This is a genomic window from Nonomuraea mesophila (assembly GCF_004352805.1).
Lineage (GTDB): Bacteria > Actinomycetota > Actinomycetes > Streptosporangiales > Streptosporangiaceae > Nonomuraea > Nonomuraea longispora.
The window spans coordinates 17,453-34,187 of the sequence record NZ_SMLD01000102.1 but is presented as its reverse complement, the minus strand read 5'-3'; the positions used below and the strand labels follow the sequence as shown (position 1 = coordinate 34,187).

13 protein-coding genes are annotated in these 16,735 nt (G+C 70.0%); 5 read left to right on the top strand and 8 right to left on the bottom strand.

Annotated features, from left to right (window positions below; all coding sequences use genetic code 11):
- The first annotated feature begins 116 nt into the window (after positions 1 to 116).
- Positions 117 to 605, top strand: a complete 489-nt coding sequence (locus E1295_RS30915) for an arginase family protein (RefSeq protein WP_132635577.1) — start codon at positions 117 to 119, stop codon at positions 603 to 605.
- A 69-nt stretch (positions 606 to 674) separates the two neighbouring features.
- On the opposite strand, the gene E1295_RS30910 is transcribed toward E1295_RS30915, so the two are convergent.
- Positions 675 to 1,190 (bottom strand): NlpC/P60 family protein, encoded by a 516-nt coding sequence (locus E1295_RS30910; protein WP_132635574.1) that lies wholly within the window; start codon positions 1,188 to 1,190, stop codon positions 675 to 677.
- 140 nt (positions 1,191 to 1,330) lie between these two features.
- The gene (gene rsmA, locus E1295_RS30905; protein ID WP_220448984.1) at positions 1,331 to 2,170 is read right to left on the bottom strand and encodes a 16S rRNA (adenine(1518)-N(6)/adenine(1519)-N(6))-dimethyltransferase RsmA; all 840 of its coding nucleotides are present in this window, start codon (positions 2,168 to 2,170) and stop codon (positions 1,331 to 1,333) included.
- Between the two features lie 139 nt (positions 2,171 to 2,309).
- Here rsmA and E1295_RS50340 point away from each other — a divergent pair, with 139 nt between their 5' ends.
- Entirely contained in the window at positions 2,310 to 4,130 is a 1,821-nt protein-coding gene (locus E1295_RS50340) for a protein kinase domain-containing protein (RefSeq protein ID WP_246080547.1), read from the top strand.
- A complete protein-coding gene (locus E1295_RS30895; protein WP_132635568.1) occupies positions 4,127 to 5,317 on the top strand; it encodes an FG-GAP repeat protein in 1,191 nt (396 codons plus the stop codon). Before E1295_RS50340 ends, E1295_RS30895 begins: the two co-directional genes overlap by 4 nt.
- 115 nt (positions 5,318 to 5,432) lie before the next feature.
- Here the strand turns inward: E1295_RS30895 and E1295_RS30890 are convergent, their stop codons facing one another.
- The 4 genes from E1295_RS30890 to E1295_RS30875 form a co-directional block, all read right to left on the bottom strand.
- Positions 5,433 to 6,341, bottom strand: coding sequence for a resuscitation-promoting factor (locus E1295_RS30890; protein ID WP_132635565.1), 909 nt, complete (start codon positions 6,339 to 6,341; stop codon positions 5,433 to 5,435).
- Between the two features lie 82 nt (positions 6,342 to 6,423).
- The gene (locus E1295_RS30885) at positions 6,424 to 7,278 is read right to left on the bottom strand and encodes a TatD family hydrolase (RefSeq protein ID WP_132635562.1); all 855 of its coding nucleotides are present in this window, start codon (positions 7,276 to 7,278) and stop codon (positions 6,424 to 6,426) included.
- A gap of 123 nt (positions 7,279 to 7,401) precedes the next feature.
- Complete coding sequence (metG, locus tag E1295_RS30880; protein WP_132635559.1) at positions 7,402 to 9,186, bottom strand: methionine--tRNA ligase; 1,785 nt, start codon at positions 9,184 to 9,186, stop codon at positions 7,402 to 7,404.
- A 542-nt stretch (positions 9,187 to 9,728) separates the two neighbouring features.
- Positions 9,729 to 10,949, bottom strand: coding sequence for a glycosyltransferase family 2 protein (locus E1295_RS30875; protein ID WP_181958066.1), 1,221 nt, complete (start codon positions 10,947 to 10,949; stop codon positions 9,729 to 9,731).
- A 99-nt stretch (positions 10,950 to 11,048) separates the two neighbouring features.
- On the opposite strand from E1295_RS30875, the gene E1295_RS30870 reads away from it, so the two are divergent.
- A complete protein-coding gene (locus E1295_RS30870) occupies positions 11,049 to 12,638 on the top strand; it encodes a hypothetical protein (RefSeq protein ID WP_246080546.1) in 1,590 nt (529 codons plus the stop codon).
- Here the strand turns inward: E1295_RS30870 and E1295_RS30865 are convergent.
- Together E1295_RS30865 and rsmI are read right to left on the bottom strand one after the other, a co-directional pair.
- On the bottom strand, positions 12,532 to 14,076 hold the full coding sequence (locus tag E1295_RS30865; RefSeq protein WP_132635556.1) for a dolichyl-phosphate-mannose--protein mannosyltransferase: 1,545 nt from the start codon (positions 14,074 to 14,076) through the stop codon (positions 12,532 to 12,534). The two genes, E1295_RS30870 and E1295_RS30865, sit on opposite strands and share 107 nt — an antisense overlap.
- Before the next feature lie 52 nt (positions 14,077 to 14,128).
- Complete coding sequence (gene rsmI / locus E1295_RS30860; protein ID WP_181958065.1) at positions 14,129 to 15,004, bottom strand: 16S rRNA (cytidine(1402)-2'-O)-methyltransferase; 876 nt, start codon at positions 15,002 to 15,004, stop codon at positions 14,129 to 14,131.
- 50 nt (positions 15,005 to 15,054) lie between these two features.
- On the opposite strand from rsmI, the gene E1295_RS30855 reads away from it, so the two are divergent.
- Positions 15,055 to 16,692 (top strand): dolichyl-phosphate-mannose--protein mannosyltransferase, encoded by a 1,638-nt coding sequence (locus E1295_RS30855; RefSeq protein WP_132635550.1) that lies wholly within the window; start codon positions 15,055 to 15,057, stop codon positions 16,690 to 16,692.
- The last annotated feature ends 43 nt before the right edge of the window (positions 16,693 to 16,735 follow it).

The window sequence follows — 16,735 nt, the reverse complement described above, 5'->3', positions numbered from 1 at the left end:
GAAACGGCCAGGCTGATCCGCTCACGCGGACCAGCTGTCACGGCACCGCTCGGGCCTGGAGGCCCTCCCGCGCTGTCGTTTCCTCCCGGGCGTAAACGCCCAGGGTTCCACGCCAGATTCGGCTGAACACGCCTGAGTCGTCGCCTTCCGGGGCTTATCACGGGATGGTGCTGCGTGCGCTCACCGGAGAGGGGCCCGAAGGGCTCGTGCCGGAGGTGGCGTTGCGGCCGGAGCGGATCGTGCTGGCCGGGGTGCGCGATCTCGATGCCCCGGAGGCGGAGTTCGTCAGGACTCGTGGGATCCGCCATGTCCGGGAGGCGGATGCGGCAGCCCTTGTGGAGGCGATCGCGGCTTGCCACGGGACACCGGCCGGCGGGTCTTCGGATGCGGCGGCAGTTTATGTGCATATCGATCTGGATGTGCTCGATCCGCGGGTCTTCGCGAGCGTGGGTTGCCCGGCGCCTGGCGGACTGCATCCCCATCAGCTCCTTGCTCTGGTCGGCGCCGTCGCCGAACGGTATGAGGTGGCGGGTCTCGGGATCACGGAGTATGAGCCGTCCGGGCAGGCGGACCAGGAGTTGCTCTCCGGCCTGGTCGAGCAGTAGGTCGATGTCTGCTCGGGACGGCGAGGGGCCAGCCCGGACGGGGCCCGCGGAGGGCGACGTGGATAGCGGTCAGCCCGGGCGTACGGCGCCGCGGAACGCTGTGCGGAAGTAGGGCGAGCGGAGGAAATCGACCTTTCGCACCACGTCGCCCGTCTTCGGAGCATGGATCATGACGCCGCCTCCCAGGAACAGGGCCACGTGGGTGGGGTCGCCCGTGCCGCCCCCGAAGAAGAGCAGGTCGCCTCGGCGGCGAGCGCTCAGCGGGATCCTGCGGCCCTGGCGGAACTGGGCGCCGGTGTAGCGACTCAGCCGCACCCCGGCCTTGGACCAGGCGTAGAGGGTCAGGCCACTGCAGTCGAAGCCGGTCGTGGCTGCGCCTCGCCCGATGCCGATGGTGGGACCCTTCGCCGAGCCCCCGCCCCAGGAGAAGGAGACGCCCAGCTGGCCGAGGGCAGCGGCGGCGGCTGTCTCACCTCTGGTCGGGGTGCGTTTGAGTTGGGCCAGGGCGGGATCGGGGACTGCGACGAGTGCGGTGCACAGGCCGCCGCCGAGGGCCAGCCAGACGAGAGCGATGCGTCGGAGCATGAGGGCCTCCCTTGTTCGTACGTGAGTTCGGGAGGCCAGGATGATGGGGCGGGGTGAGGGGATGCGGAGCCGAGCGGCGTTCTGTGGATGGCGGGGTCGCGACGGTGCCCGGCTGTGGACAAACACGAACCGCCCGGTGGTCAGGGGCGGGATTCGGCTATGCGGACGAAGGCGTGGATGTCGAGTTGTTCGCCGCGGGCCGATGGGTCGACTCCGGCCGCTCTGAGCGCGGTCTCCGCCTGGGCCGGGCTGCCCGCCCACGAGGCCAGGGCCGCGCGCAGGGTTTTGCGGCGCTGCGCGAAGGCCGCGTCGATCACGGCGAACACCTCTTCTCTCGACGCCGTCGTGGCGGGCGGGTCACGGCGGACCAGGGACACCAGCCCTGAGTCGACGTTGGGGGCGGGCCAGAAGACCGACCGGCCAACTGGGCCCGCCCTGCGCACGTCCGCGTACCAGGCGGCCTTGACCGACGGCACCCCGTACACCTTGGATCCTGGACCGGCGGCCAGGCGGTCGGCCACCTCCGACTGCACCATGACGAGGCCCTTGCGCAGCGACGGCAGCGCCTCCAGGAGGTGGAGCACCACCGGGACGGCCACGTTGTAGGGGAGGTTGGCCACGAGGGCGGAGGGGGTGAAGCCCAGCAGGTCGGTCTCGGAGATCTTCATGGCGTCGGCGTTGATCACCGTGAGCTGGTCGCCGACCCCTCGGTCGGCGACGGTGAGGGGAAGCTGCTGGGCGAGCACCGGGTCGATCTCGACGGCCACCACATGCGCGGCCGACGCCAGCAGTTGCAGGGTGAGCGAGCCGAGGCCGGGGCCCACCTCGATGACGACGTCGTCAGGGGACAGGTCGGCCACGCGCACGATGCGGCGGACGGTGCCCCCGTCGATCACGAAGTTCTGCCCCAGCTTTTTTGTCGGACGAAGATCTAGCTTGTCCGCCAAAATACGTATTTCTGCAGGGCCCAACAGCCTCATCATCTCATCAGTCTCCCGCATCGAAGAACCTGCGATGGCGTACGGGGGAACCAGAGGAGAGGATGGCGTGGAACAGGAAGGGACGTCCCTGATGGAGCCAACGGGCGCCGCGCCCCTACGCCCGACGGACTTGCGGGAGGTGGGACCATACCGCCTGCTCGGCCGGCTCGGCGAGGGAGGCATGGGGACCGTGTTCCTCGCGCGGGCGCCGACGGGGCGGTTCGTCGCGCTCAAGGTGGTGAAGGCGGAGTTCGCCAACCAGGAGGGGTTCGCGGCCAGGTTCCACGCGGAGGTCGACAGCGCCCGGCGGGTGGCGTCGTTCTGTACGGCCCAGGTGCTGGACAACGGCAACACCGGCGACGGCAGGCCTTACATGGTGACCGAGTACATCGCGGGCACTCCTCTGTCCGACCAGATCACCAGGCAAGGGTCCCTGGACCCCGGCCCCCTGCACGGAGTCGCGCTCGGGGTCGCGGCGGCGCTCGCGGCCATCCACGTGGCCGAACTGGTGCACAGAGACCTCAAACCGGCGAACGTCATCCTCTCGCTGTCCGGGCCCCGCGTGATCGACTTCGGGATCGCCAGGGCGCTCGACCGGGAGAGCGGGTTCACGCTCTCCGGCGAACTGCTGGGCAGTCCGGGCTGGTGGGCGCCCGAGCAGGTACGCGGTGAGCCGGTCAGCCCGGCGGCCGACATCTTCGCCTGGGGCTGCCTGGTGGCGTACGCGGGCAACGGGCGGCACCCGTTCGGCCGTGGCGACCCCATCACGCTGGCCCACCGCGTCCTGAACACCCAGCCCGACCTCGGTACGCTGCCCGCGCCGCTGGACGACCTCGTCCGGCTGGCCACCTCGATGGACCCCGCGCAGCGCCCGACCGCGCAGGACCTGCTGATCGCGCTGGTGGGCGGGAACACGCCCGCCCCGTCGATCAACCCGCCGACCCTGGTGGCGACCGAGATGCCGAAGGACTGGCGGCCGCCGAAGGAGGAAACGGACGACACGGACGTGACGGCCGCGTTCACGACTCCCGCGCCGGGTGACACCACGCGGCGGGAGACGGTGACCGGCGGCCCGGCCGGCGCTCAGGACCCCGAGCCGCCGCAGGCTGACACACGTCACGAGCGGGCCGACGTCCCTCACGGCAGTCCGCAGCCCGGTGCGGAGAGCCCTCACGCCGGTGGGGCGGGGACGCGGGAGGCGCGACCGGACGAGACTCCTGTCGAGGAGCGGGCGCGGCGTGAGGAACTGGCCGCCAGGGAGGACCTCGCCCGGTGGGACGCCCGGAACCGGGCCGGAACCCCACCATCCGCCCAGCCGGGCCGGCCGGGCGGGAAGCCCGGAGGACGGGCGTCGCAGGCTCCGAGCGCGCCCCGTACGGACACCTGGCCCGGCGAGCGCGGCACCCCCGCGCCCGCCGACGAGCCGGTCACGCTCGGCGGCACCAGGACGTCCGGCACCCGCTGGCTCATCGCCGCCGCGGCCGCCGTGCTGGCCATCGTCGTGACGGCCGGCGTGCTGATCGCGACCTCCGGCCGTACCACGCCGGGCGACGCGGGCGCCGCCTCACCGGGAGCCACCGGCGCGCGCCCCAATGACGTGGGCCGCAGGTTCGCGCTGGGCCAGGATTTCGACGATCCCGTCGCCGTCGTCGCCTCCGCCCCGGAGTGCGGGCTCAGGACGTTCGAGGGTACGGCGGCGTCCAAGGGGCAGCTCTGCGTGATCCGCTGGACGACGCTCAACCCGGGAGGCGAACGCGTGCCGCTGGCCCGGCCCGTCGTCACCATGGTCGACGACCGGGGCGCCGAACACAGCCCGGCGGCCATCACCCTGCCCCCGGCCATCCCGCCCGGCGGGCGGGTGGACAGCGCGTTAGTGTTCGACCTGCCCAACTACCGCAAACCCGTGAAGGTGACGGCGACCATGCCGGATGACGGCAAACAGATCGAGGTCACGCTGTGACGGTACGATCCGCTCTCGTCGCGCTGCTGCTCGCTGCTGGAATGCCGCTCGTGTCCGCTGCGGGGATGGCCTGTACGGGAGAGTCCGACTTCGACGGTGACGGCGTGGCCGACGTGGTGGTGGGCGACCCGTTCGGCGACGGCGAGAAGGGGGCCGTGCACTTACTGTCGGGCAACAAGGTCGTACCTGTCTCGGTTCCCGGTCTGGCCAGGGGTGACGCGTTCGGCTGGTCGGTACGGATGGCGAAGGTCGACGGGGACGCCTGCGCCGACCTCGTGATCGGCGCCCCCTACGCGGACGTCGACGGCGCCGAGGACGCCGGCGCCGCGTACGTCGTCTACGGCGCCCGCTCAGCGCCCCCGCAGCGACTGACGGCGACGCGACCGCAGCGGTTCGCGCACTTCGGCTGGTCGCTGGCCGCCCGCGACGACCTGGTGGCGATCGGCGCACCGTACGAGGACGAGAACCGGCTGTCCGACGTGGGCGCCGTCTACGTGCGCAAGGGCACGGGCGACCTGCGCAGGATCAGCCAGGAATCCGTGGACGTACGGGGCAACAGCGAGGTGGGCGACCAGTTCGGCTGGTCGATGGCGTTCGGGCCGGGCAACGCGCTGCTCGTCGGCGTCCCGTACGAGAACGACGACGGCGTCGGCCGCCAGGTCGAGGACGGCAAGATCGACTCGGGTTCGGTCGTCTTCATCGACGACGTGCTGGCGACCGAGCTGACGACGGAGAAGCTCGACTCACCGACCGACGCCTCAGGCGACAGGTACGGCTACGCGGTGGCCTACGCCGGCGACGCCGGCTATGCGGTGAGCTCGCCGGGCCCGGGGAACGTGCAGCTGCTCGACGAGGCCAGGAAACCCGTGCGTACGGTGACGCAGGCGGGCAAGCAGGCGTTCGGCTTCTCGCTGGCCACGTCGGACGACGGCAAGCTGGCCATCGGCGCACCCTACGGCGGCGGCGTGCGGGTCGTGTCCTGGCAGGACCCCTCCGAGGAACGTATCCTGCCGACCCGCGACGGGCTCTTCGGCTGGTCGGTGGCCTTCAGCGGCAACAAGCTCGTCGTGGGTCAGCCGGACGCGCAGCCGTACGGGAAGGTGGCGGTGACGGGCCGCAACGCCGAGACGCCGCGCCCGCTGCAGCCGCCGAAGGGCGCCGACTTCGGGGTGTCGGTGGCCGGTTAGCCGCTGCCACGGGCAACCGGCGGCAGAGCGGCAGGAGGGCGGTCAGCGGACAGGCGGGTTCCACGCGGCTGCGGGGGTCAGGGGAACAGCCGGGTCCCACGCGGCGGCCGGACGGTCAGGGGAACAGGCGGTCGCCGCAGGTCGGCCACTGGCTCGCCCAGTCGCCGCCCACCTGCTGGTAGAGCACCTGGGCCCGGTACGTCTGCTCCTCCGCGGGCCAGTCGCTCGGCAGCCCGATCCCGCCCACGGCCTCCCACATGCGCGTGCTGAACTGGTACATCCCGTAGTGCGGCCCGTCGGGGTTGTAGGCGAGCGGGTCGCCGTGGGCGACGCATGCGGCGAGGGCCGGCCAGTCGAGCCGCGCCACGGCGGGCCTGACCGGTTCCAGGTGCCGCGGCGTGACGGTGATGACCGTGCCGTCCTCGGGGAAGCTGCCCGGCGGCGGCGTCACCTGGTATCCGCGGGGCAGCGCGATGCGTTGGTGCTTGAGCACCTGCCGTACGGTCATGGCCGTCGTCCGCGAGGTGAGCCGCCGGTTGCCCACGACGACGTGCACCTCGCGCCTGGTGTGGACGGTGAGCGCCATCCCCGACAGCGGCACCGCGCGGCCCGGCGGCGCGGAGAGCGTGCCGTTCGCCGGTTCGATGTCGAGCTCGGTCAGGGCGTCGGCGACGTTGGTGGCGGTGACGATGTGGGTGCTGGTGCGGCCGTCCACAGTGACCGTGAGCGGGCGCGCGCGGTACACCTCGATGACGCCGCCGTCGGCGACGTGTTCCCGCGCGGCCGGGCGTACGACGTCGCCGGCGCCCACCGAGATCCCGGCGTCGGCGAGCACCTCCTCCACGGTCCCCGCGAAGCCGCGCACGGCCGCCTGCTCGCCGTCGACGACCACGACGACCTCTTTGACCAGCAGGGACGTCGCCACGAGCGTGCCGAGCGCCACCGCGCCCGCCAGGCACACGACGGGCGTCCACGGGGAGCGCCAGGGGATGGGCGGGCGCGGCGCGCGCCTCTTGCCTCGCACGGACCACCTCCGGTTACGGCGGGAAACGCCCGAACACTAACCGTGGTCGTGCTCCGGCATCCGCCGGTTCACCAAACGATGGTCACCACTCGCCGAAGACCGTGACTCCGTTGGCGCTGATCGCCTGGCACAACCGGTCAGGATGGACGCCCTTGACCTCGGCCAGGCAACGCAGGGTCAGGGGGATGAGGTAGGGGGCGTTGGGCTTGCCCCGGTGCGGGACGGGCGGCAGGTAGGGCGCGTCGGTCTCGACGAGCATGAGCTGCTCGGGCGCGACCTCGGCGGCCGCGCGCAGGTAGGCGGCGTTCTTGTACGTCACCGGGCCGGAGAACGACATGAAATATCCAGCTTGAACGCACTTTTTCGCCATCTCGGCGTCGCCGGAGAAGCTGTGGAACACCACCTTGTCCGGCGCCCCCTCCTCGGCCAGCACCTTCAGCACGTCGTCGTGCGCCTCACGGTCGTGGATGACCAGCGCCTTGCCCGTGCGCTTGGCGATCTCGATGTGGGCGCGGAAGCTCGCGTGCTGGTCGTCCTTGCTCGCCCAGTCGCGGTAGTAGTCGAGCCCCGTCTCCCCCACCGCGCGCACCTCGGGCCGCCGGGCCAGCGCCTCGATCTCGGCCAGCACCTCCGGAGTCGCCTCGTGGGCCTCGTTGGGGTGGACGGCCACGCCGGCGTGGACGCCCTCCTGCTCCGCCGCCACCTCCGCGTTCCACCGGGAGGAGCCCAGGTCGTAGCCGATCGTGACCAGCCGGATCACCCCGACCGCGCGGGCGTCGGCGAGGATGCTCCGCACGCTGGCTGCGGCGGCCTGCGCTGCCTGCGCCACCGGATCGCCTGACGACGCCTGCCGGTTGCCCACCATGATGTCGAGGTGGCAGTGGCTGTCGAACACGGGCGAGGAAAGCGGCTCAGGCGCGGCGGGAAGCTTGCTCACGGCATCCAAGGTAGCCGCCCCGCCCCCGGCACCGCCCACAAGGGCGGCACACACAGGAGCGGCACACACGAAAGGCGCCGTCCGCAGGGACGACGCCTTTCGTAAGTGCGGCCTACCGGACGGTCATTCGCCCAGCCGGGCGAGCTCCTCGTCGACGACCTTCGGGTCGAGCTTCTTGAACAGCGGCACCGGCGGCGCGAGCGGCGTGCCCGGCTTGATCGGCCGGTGCTCCCACCGGGCCGCGCCGCCGTCGTAGTCGCCGGTGATCACCGGGTAGGGGTCGCCGCCGTCCTCGTCGACCTCGCGGATCTCCGGCATGCCCGACCACACGTCCTGGCCGCCCAGCATGGCGTGAACCTTGTTGGACGAGCTGGGCAGGAACGGCGTGAGCATCGTCTTGGCGTCGTCGACCACCTGGAGCGCCACGTGCAGGATGGACTTCTGCCGCTCGGGGTCACCCTTGAGCTTCCACGGCTCCTGCTCGGCCAGGTATTTGTTGGCCTCGCGGACCACGTCGAACGCCTCGGTGATCGCATTCTTGAACCGCGACCTGCCAAGCTCCGCGCCCACCGGGCCGAACGCGTTGCGCGAACGCTCGAGCAGCGCCCGGTCGGCGTCGGTCAGGTCACCGGCCTCGGGAACGGCCCCGAAGTTCTTGGCCGCCATCGAGATCGACCGGTTGACGAGGTTGCCCCAGGCCGCGACGAGCTCGCCGTTGTTGCGGTTGACGAACTCCTGCCAGGTGAAGTCGGTGTCCTGGTTCTCAGGGCCGGCCACCGCGATGTAGTAGCGCAGGGCGTCGGCGTCGTAGCGCTCGAGAAAATCGCGCACGTAGATGACGACCTGGCGGGAGGAGGAGAACTTGCGGCCCTCCATCGTCAGGAACTCGCTGGAGACCACCTCGGACGGCGCGTTGAGCGCACCCAGCGAGCCCGGCGTGCCACCACGGTCGCCCCGCCCGCTGTAGCCGAACAACATCGCCGGCCAGATCTCGGCATGGAAGACGATGTTGTCCTTGCCCATGAAGTAGTAGCCGCGGGCGTCGGGATTCTGCCACCACTGCCGCCACGCGTCGGGGTCGCCGGAGCGCCTGGCCCACTCGATCGAGGCCGACAGGTAGCCGATGACGGCGTCGAACCACACGTAGAGCCGCTTGTTGGGCTGGTCGCGCCAGCCGTCGAGCGGGATCGGCACACCCCAGTCGAGGTCGCGGCTGATCGCCCGCGGCTGCAGGTCGCCGAGCAGGTTGAGCGCGAACTTCAGCACGTTGGGCCGCCACTCGCCCTGCTTGGACTGCAGGTAGGAGCCGAGCACCTCGGCGAAGGCGGGCAGGTCGAGCATGAAGTGCTCGGTCTCGGCGAACACCGGCGTCTCGCCGTTGATGCGGCTCACCGGGTTGATCAGCTGGATCGGGTCGAGCTGGTTGCCGCAATTGTCGCACTGGTCGCCGCGCGCGCCGTCATAACCGCAGATGGGGCAGGTGCCCTCGATGTAGCGGTCGGGCAGCGTGCGGCCGGTGGACGGCGAGATCGCGCCCATCGTGGTCTGGGGGAAGATGTAGCCGTTGTCGTAGAGACCCCTGAAGATCTCCTGCGTGACGGCGTAGTGGTTCTTCGTCGTCGTCCTGGTGAACAGGTCGTAGGCGAGCCCGAGCCCGGTCAGGTCTTCGGCGATGACGCGGTTGTAGCGGTCGGCCAGCTCCTTGGCGCTGACGCCCTCCTTGTCGGCCTGCACCTGGATCGGCGTGCCGTGCTCGTCGGTGCCGGAGACCATCAGCACCTTGTTGCCCGCCATCCGCTGGTAGCGGCTGAAGATGTCGGACGGCACGCCGAAACCTGAGACGTGCCCGATGTGGCGAGGGCCGTTAGCGTACGGCCACGCGACGGCGGTCAAGATGTGCTGGGACATGGTCCTAAGCCTACGGGGTCTCAGAAGATCATTTGCTCCGCTCCCCGCCGTCCCATATCCCTCGCGTCCCGAGCGTCCCCGCAATCTTTCGTTACGGTCACCCCCGGCCAACCACCCGAGCGTTCCCGCAATTCTTCGTTACGGTCACCCCCGGCCAACCACCCGCCGCACTCCGGCTGAGGGCCCTCCAGGAAACGGTTTCTGACCCTTCACCACAACCCACCGCAACGCGAGCCCACCTTGACCGTGTTCCGTGGTCAAGGCGTGGACCACGGAGCGGGCCGGCAGAGCGCTCCGTAACGGCGGCGCGCCACAGACCGGTCAGAGGCGTTTCCCTGGACAGGGGCCAGGCGACGGCGGCGGGTGGCTGACCACGACAGCGCGTAACAGATGGAAACCCCCACACCGGTCAGAGGCGTTTCCCTGGACAGGGGCCAGGCAACGGCGGCGGGTGGCTGACCACGACAGCGCGTAACAGATGGAAGCCCCCACACCGGTCAGAGGGGCAGGGGTCGATGATCAGCCCGGGCGGAGATGCCCGGTCACTGCTTGGAGTTTTCCAGGGAGAGGGCTTCGGCGGCCTCCTCGGCGGCCTTGGCGGCCACGTCGATGGAGCTTTCGCGGGTGCGGCGGATGCCGAGGATGCTGATGAACAGCGAGGCGAAGATCGTCTGGAAGCTCATGATGAGCGCCGTCGCCGACGGCACGACGAGCCGCAGCGACTCGCGCGGGTTGAGCTCGCCGAAGCTGCGCACCTGCCAGTGCACCAGCGACATCACCAGGCCGACCAGGCCGGCCAGTGCCAGCAGGCCGCCCACCACGAGCCCCTTTTCCAGGGTCACGATGTCGATGATCTTGCGGATGCGCGGCGACTCCGGCAGGAAGCCCTCCTCGGCCGCGTAGACCTTGGTGAACAGGGCGAACAGGGCGGCCTGGAAGCCGATCACCATGAGCGCGGACGTGCCGACCAGCGTGTCGACGTCGAAGGCGAGCTCGCCGATCTCGACCGGGCCGAACGTCAGCGCGGTGCTCGCGACCAGGCCGATGACCATCATCAGCACGCCGGGGTAGAAGAACAGCCACTTGGGGCTGTAGAGCAGCAGGAAGCGCAGGTGACGCCAGCCGTCGCGCCACGAGCGCAGGTGCGGCGGGCGGGAGCGGCCGTCGGGCGAGAGCGTCGTGGGCACCTCGCGCACGTCGAAGCCGGCCAGCGTGGAGCGGACCACCATCTCCGAGGCGAACTCCATGCCGCCCGTCTGCAGCTGCAGCCGCAGGATGGACTCGCGCCTGAAGCCGCGCAGACCGCAGTGGAAGTCGCCGATCGCCGACGGGAAGAACAGCCTGCCGATGAACGACAACACCGGGTTTCCGAGATAGCGGTGGAGCGGAGGCATGGCCCCCGGGGCGATGCCGCCTTTGAAGCGGTTGCCCATCACCAGGTCGGCGCCGTCGCGCAACTGCTCGACGAACGGCAGCAGTGAGGTGAAGTCGTAGGAGTCGTCAGCGTCGCCCATGATCACGAATTTGCCGCGCGCCGCCCGGATCCCGCCCATGAGGGCGTTGCCATAGCCCTTCTCATCGACGTGGACAACGCGGGCGCCGGCATCACGGGCAAGCTGCTGCGAGCCGTCCGTGCTGCCGTTGTCGGCGATCAGGACTTCGCCCTCGATGCCGTGCTCCTCCATGCACGCCAGTGCCTTGCGCACACAGACTTCCACGGTCTCCGCCTCGTTGAGGCAGGGCATGACCACCGTCAGTTCCACGTGTCTACCCTTCAGTTAAGGCTGTTCCAGTCAACCATCATGCCCTGTGCCCGAGTGTGGTCGGGTCAAGACCCACAAACGACTGGCATTCTTTACAGCATGGTGAGCGTCGCGGAGATTACCCCTGTGGACCACTCCGCTCCTGGCCCGGCAGCCCGTGCGCTGTCCATGTTGCGCCGGCATCGGGTGTTCGCCGCAGCCTTCGGCGTCGGTGCCGTGCTGCGGCTCATCACCATGCTCGGCTACGGCCCGGCCATGTGGTTCAACGACTCTTACGAGTACGTCTCGGTGGCCCTGCATCCGAGGCCCCACCCGATCCGGCCCGACGGCTACGCCTTCTGGCTGATGCTGCTCAAGCCGTTCCACAGCTTCACCCTGGTGGTCCTCACCCAGCACCTGATGGGCCTGGCCACGGCCTGCCTCATCTACGCGCTGCTGCGCATCAAGTTCAGGTTGCCGAAGTGGGGGGCCACGCTGGCGGCCGCGCCGGTGTTGTTCGACGCCTACCAGATCCAGCTGGAGCAGCTGGTGATGTCCGACACGATGTTCATGCTGCTCGTGGTCGGCGTCATCACGATGGTGTTGTGGAAGCGGCGGCTGACGTGGAAGGCCGGGGCCGTCATCGGCCTGCTGCTGGCGCTGACGTGGCTGACCCGCTCGATCGGCCTGCCCATCCTGGCGCTCGTGGTGCTCTATCTCCTGGTCAAGCGCACCGGCTGGCGGCCCATCACGGCCGTCATCGCGGCCTGCGCGCTTCCGGTGCTGGCCTACATGGGCTGGTTCGCCTCCGCGTACGGCAAATTCGCCATGACCAACAGCGACGGCCTCATCCTCTACATGCGCACGGCCATCTTCGCCGACTGCAACAAGATGGACATCGACAAGTACAAAGAGGTGCAGCTGCTGCTGCTGTGCATCAACGATCCGGTCAACCAGCGCAAAGACTACGCCCAGTGGTATCTGTGGGGTCAGGGCAACGGCGACGGCACGGGCACCGGCGAGGTGCTGCACCGCTGGGGCACCAACAAGAAGTTCAGCGAGATCACCAACGAGGCGGCCAGCAAGTTCGCCACCCGGGCGATCCTTTCGCAGCCCGGCGACTATCTGCAGGTGGTGGTGCGCGACTTCTTCCGTTCGTTCCACTGGGGCCGGCCGCGTTTCCCGGACGAGTCGACGTACAACATGTACCAGTTCAAGCCCTACTACGAGATCGACGCGAACGGCCAGCCCAAGCGGCTGCCGAGGTGGTCGTCGTACCAGGGCGGCCGCACCGACACCGACGCCTTCAGCTACGAGCAGGGCCCGCCCGAGACGAGGATCGTGCACCCGTGGGCCGACATCATGAGCGGCTACCAGAAGGTGTTCTATCTGCGCGGCATCGTGCTCGGCGGGATCCTGCTGATCGGCCTGTACGGCGTCGTGGTGCGGTGGCGCAAGTTCGGCGGCCCGGTGGTGCTGCCGTGGCTCGGCGCGTTCGGGCTGCTGCTGGCCCCGGCCGCGACGGCGGAGTTCGACTACCGCTATGTGCTCCCGGCCGTGCCGCTGGCCTGCATCGCGGCGGCGATCACGCTGCGCAGGGGCGTCACTTCGGGGCGACGGTCACCCAGGAGCGCAGCAGCATCCTGGCCCACCACTCTGCGTGTGCGATGGTCTCGGCGGTCAGCACGGGGTAAAGCCACCAGAAGTTGACCAGGGCGATGAGCGCGAACGCGCCCACGACCGCGGTCCCGAACGCCCGGCGGGCGGGCGGGGCCGCCGCCTTCCCCAGGATCAGCCCCGCGACCAGCACGAGTGCCAGCACCATGAACGGCACCACGGGGATCATGTAGAAGAGGTACATCGTCCGGTTGTCGGCGATGGCGTAGTAGAACCACGGCAGCCAGCCGGCCGCGTAGCCCATCAGCACGGCCCCGGCCCGCCAGTCGCGGGTGTTGAAGTACCACACGACGAGAGCGATCAGCGCCAGCGCGGCCCCGTACCAGATGGCGGGGGTGCCTGCCCCGATGACGGCCTGCGAGCACTTGTCGGCCCCGCACGCCGACGGCGGCAGTTCCCCGGCGTAGTGGAAGGTGACGGGCCGCAGCAGCACGGGCCACTGCCAGGGCTCGGACATGTACTGGTGGTAGGTGTCCAGGCCGCTGTGGAAGCCGAGCACCTGCAGCTGGTACTGCACCCACGACCGCACCGAGTCGACCACGAAGAACGCGGGCCCCGACGAGGTGGCCTGCGCCCAGTTGCGTCCCCAGCCGTCCGCGTTGACGAACCATCCGGCCCACGACGCCGCGAACGTCGCCGCGGGCACGAGCGCCATCGCCCCGAACCCTCCGGGCAGGTCGTAGGCCAGGACCTGCCTGACCGGCCGGCGCTCGCCCAGCGCCCGTCTGGCCCCGATGTCCCACATGAGGCTCATGACGAGGAACGCGAGCAGGAAGAAGACGCCCGACCACTTGACCGCGCACGCCGCGCCCATGCAGACGCCCGCGGCGATCCGCCAGGGCCGCAGCCCGAGCCCCGGCACCACGCCGGCGGCGGGCGAGCTCTCGTACCAGGAGACCAGCCGTTCCCGCGCCTGGTCGCGGTCGGCCACCAGGCAGGCGAACCCGGCCAGCACCCAGAACATGAGGAAGATGTCGAGCAGCCCCGTGCGCGACAACACCAGGTGCAGCCCGTCGAGCGCCAGCAGCAGCCCGCCCAGGCAGCCGAGCAGCGTCGAGCGGGTCATCCGCCGCGCCACCCTGGCCATGAGCAGGATCGACAGGGTCCCGATCAGCGCGGCGGCGAAACGCCAGCCGAACGGGTTCATCCCGAACAGCCACTCGCCCACGCCGATCATCCACTTGCCGAGCGGCGGGTGGGCCACGAACGACGCGCACTCGGACGGCTGCGCGCACTGCTTGAAGATGTCCAGGTTGCCGGCGATGAGGCGGCGGTCGGCGATGGGGTTGTCGGCGTCGCCCAGCATGGTCCGCTCGATGCCGTAGGTCAGCAGCGAGTAGGCGTCCTTGACGTAGTACGTCTCGTCGAAGACGACGGCCTTGGGCTCGCCGAGCCTGACGAACCTGAGGATGCCGCCGAAGATCGCCACCACGATGGGCCCCAGCCACCCCAGCAGGACGCCGTCCTGCATGGGCGGGACCAGTCGACGCGGTGCTGCCCCCCAATTCCTCACGAAGCGCACCTTATGGTGTCGCTGATCTCCTGTGCACCAGATCGTAAAGCTCGCGCTTGGGGACGCCCGCTCCCTTGGCCACCTCGGCGACGGCCAGCTTGCGCTGCGTCCCCTCGGCGACCATCCGGTCGACCTGCGCGACGAGGGCGTCCATGTCCGGCTCCTCCGCCCCCGCGACGTGGCCGGCGACCACGACCGTGATCTCGCCCTTGACGCCGGACTCCGCCCACGCGGCCAGCTCGCCGAGACCGCCCCTGCGCACCTCTTCGTACGTCTTGGTCAGCTCGCGGCAGACCGCCGCCCGGCGGCCGGGCCCGAACGCCTCCGCCATGGCCACGAGGGAGCTCGCCAGCCGGTGCGGCGCCTCGAAGAAGACCATCGTGCGTTGTTCGCCCGCCAGTGCGGCCAGGCGGCGGGCGCGCTCGCCCGGCTTGCGCGGCGGGAAACCCTCGAAGCAGAACCGGTCGCTCGGCAGCCCCGACACGGCCAGGGCCGTGGTGACGGCGCTCGGGCCCGGCAGCGCGGTGACCGTGACACCCGCCTCGACCGCGAGGCTCGTCAGGCGGTAGCCGGGGTCGGACACGCCCGGCATGCCCGCGTCGGTGATCACGACGACCGTGCGGCCCTCCCGCAACACCTCGACGAGTTCCTGGGCCCGGCCCGCTTCGTTCTGGTCGTAGTAGGACACCACCCGGCCGGTGATCTCCACGCCCAGCTCCGAGGCGAGCCTGCGCAGCCTCCGGGTGTCCTCGGCGGCCACCACGTCGGCGTCTTCGAGCGCCTCGCGCAGCCGGGGCGAGACGTCGCCCGCCCGGCCTATGGGGGCCCCTGCCAGCACCAGCCTGCCGTCACCAGTCACCGGACCATTGTGGCAGGGTATCCCCATTAGACGGTGTTTCTGCATGGCTTTCCGCTGAGGGCCCGTACGATGGCCGGATGGCGGTGACCGACTCCTCGTACCAGGCCTTTGACGACTCGGAGGCCGGCGACGGCCAGCACGAGACCGCCCGGTCCGTACGCGATCGGGTGCTTCCTCCCATGCGCGGAAGCGTGTTGTGGGGCTGGCTCGGCCCGCTGCTGGTCACCGTCTTCGGCGGAATCCTCCGCTTCCTCGATCTCGGCCATCCCAAGGCCGTGGTGTTCGACGAGACGTACTACATGAAGGACGGCTACTCGCTCATCACCTGGGGGGTCGAGCGGGTCGCGGTCAAGGACGCCGACAAGGCGATCATCGCCGGCGACACCGGCGGCATCTGGCAGTCGTGCACGGCCGAGACCCTCGACAAGTGCGCCTCCTACGTGGTGCACCCGCCGCTGGGCAAGTGGATGATCGGCGCGGGAGAGTGGCTGTTCGGGCTCAACCCGTTCGGCTGGCGCTTCGCCGCCGCCCTGATCGGCACCCTGTCGATCCTCGTCCTCGCCAGGGTGGCGCGGCGGATGACCCGCTCGACGCTGCTCGGCTGCTTCGCGGGCCTGCTGCTGGCCCTCGACGGCCTGCACTTCGTGCTCTCGCGCACGGCGCTGCTCGACATCTTCCTGATGTTCTGGGTGCTGGCGGCGTTCGCGTGCCTGGTGACCGACCGCGACCAGGCCCGCGAGCGGCTGGTCACGTGGTACGAGAACTCGCCCATGTCGCCGCAGGGGCCCTCGCTGGGCATCAGGTGGTGGCGGATCGCCGCCGGCGTGTGCCTGGCCTTCGCGATGTCGGTCAAGTGGTCCGGGCTGGCGTTCGCGGTGGCGTTCGCGATCATGTCGCTGATGTGGGACTTCGGGGCGCGCAGGGCCGTGGGGCTGCGCAGCCCGTACATGGGGGCGTTCAACAAGGACGCGCCGCAGGGGGCGCTGGCGTTCGTGGCGGTGCCGTTCGTGGCGTACATGGCCACCTGGACGGGCTGGTTCGTCAACGCCACCGGCTACGGCCGCAACTGGGACCAGGCCACCTCGGCGGGGCCGATCTACTTCGTCTTCGACTCGATGCGGTCATGGGTGCACTACCAGTGGCAGGTCTTCACCTTCCACAACGGGCTGGAGACCTCACACCCCTACATGTCCGAGCCCTGGCAGTGGCCGCTGCTGCTGCGTCCCGTGGCCTTCTACTACGAGGCCAGGAAGGACGCCTGCGGCGTCAAGGACTGCTCGGAGGCCGTGCTGGGCGTGGGCACGCCGGTGATCTGGTTCGCCGCGGTGGCGGCGCTGGTGGCCCTCATCGCGTGGTACGTCTCCTCCCGCGACTGGCGCGCCGGCGCCGTGCTGCTGGCCTACGGCATGGGCTGGCTGCCGTGGTTCTACTTCGCCATCGCCGGCAACCGCACCATGTTCCTGTTCTACGCCATCCCGATGGTGCCGTTCATGGTGCTGGCCATCACGTTGTGCGCGGGGCTGGCCATCGGGCGCGCGGGCAAGAGGTTGCCGGGAATCCGGTACGTTCCCCGCCCTCTCGCGGCGGCCGCCGTCGGCGCCTTCGCCCTGCTCGCACTGATCAACTTCTGGTGGCTGCACCCCGTCCTGTCAGGTGAGCTGATCCCGTACGTCGAGTGGAAGGCCCGCATGCTGTTCGAGAAACAGTGGATATGATCACGTTTCCGTCGGCTCAATAGTGCTCCCCTAGGGCAGTCGC